The sequence below is a fragment of the Atopobacter phocae ATCC BAA-285 genome, from assembly GCF_000526675.1.
GTDB lineage: Bacteria > Bacillota > Bacilli > Lactobacillales > Aerococcaceae > Atopobacter > Atopobacter phocae.
This window is the reverse complement of the sequence record NZ_JAGN01000080.1, coordinates 1-1,301: the sequence shown is the minus strand read 5'-3', so window position 1 is coordinate 1,301 and position 1,301 is coordinate 1. Positions and strand designations below refer to the sequence as shown.

Annotated in this window: 1 protein-coding gene; it reads right to left on the bottom strand. The window is 32.8% G+C overall.

Features of this window, described 5'->3' with window-relative positions; translation table 11 throughout:
• Positions 1-126: 126 nt before the first annotated feature.
• The gene (locus L866_RS0108230; RefSeq protein WP_025730910.1) at positions 127-1,155 is read right to left on the bottom strand and encodes a potassium channel family protein; all 1,029 of its coding nucleotides are present in this window, start codon (positions 1,153-1,155) and stop codon (positions 127-129) included.
• Positions 1,156-1,301 lie beyond the last annotated feature (146 nt).

The following is a 1,301-nucleotide window of genomic DNA, read 5'->3' as shown; positions in this document are numbered from 1 at the left end:
TAGCTATTCCAGCATAAAAAAACACCTATGGATGAAAAACCATAGGTGCATAAAATTTATTTTTTTACCTGTCTACTTGACAGGGAGCAGTTCATCAGAAAATAAGGTTCTTTTTTACAGTTTCGTTTATATGCTTAAATGGCGTTCTGCCGCATCATTTGCCATCGTTTTTAATATATTGACTTGTTCCATTCGTCCTAACACAACCATTCGATCGCCTTCTTCTAACACTTCTTCTGAACTTGGATTGAAAATAAGATCATCTCCGTTATATTTTTTTATGGCAATAATCATCAACCCTGTTTTATCTGGAATACGTGCATCTTTTAGTTGTTTATTCAGTAATTGTGAATTTTTAAAAATAACCACATCTTCTAAATCAAGTACAACTTCTCCAGCATGTGTAATAATATCAAGAAAAGACATAACGGTTGGTCTTAACATTAATGCTGCCATTCGTGTGCCACCAATTTCATTTGGAGAAATCGTATTATTTGCTCCAGCTTTTTTTAATTTTTCATCGGCTCGTTTATTAATTGCGCGAGATACAATATATATTTTAGGATTCATTTGTCGTGCTGTTAAAACCGTAAATACATTTAATGCATCAGTTGGTAACGATGAAATTAATCCTTTTGCCTGACTAATATTAGCGCGTTCCAATGTTTCCTCTAGACTAGCATCCCCATATATGGCAGGTATATTTTCTTCTATTAATTTATTTACTTTTTCTTCTGAATTATCAATAACTACATATGGGGTTTGTGCTGCTTGGAATTGTTTCACTGCATAATACCCTGTTTCTCCTGCTCCACAAACAATATAGTGATTTTTCAATTGCTCAATTTTGGCTTCCATTTTTCTTCTCCTCCACGCTTTTTTCATATCTCCTTCTAAAAATGAGGAAACAATTGCGGAAAATAGGTAACCGACTGTCCCTAAACTAATAAAAATTAAAATAATCGAAAAAAGCTTTGCTTCTACACCCATTACACCAAGTTCGCCATACCCAACTGTTGAAATCGTAATAACGGTCATGTACAAAGCGTCAACTAAGTTTAAATCTAATAAAACCATATATCCTATCGTTCCCGTAAAAAGTAACGATAAAAGTAAAATGATCAACACGTTAATTTGGTGTCGTTGTTCCTTCATAATGAGTCCCTCATTTTTCATAATGTTATTAAAATTTAAAAATTTATCATCACAGTCAAGTCCATAATCTTGTGTAAAATACTATACAATGTTCTATACTCTCTTACTGGTTAAACTTGATATACTTTCTTGTAGAACTGAGCCAT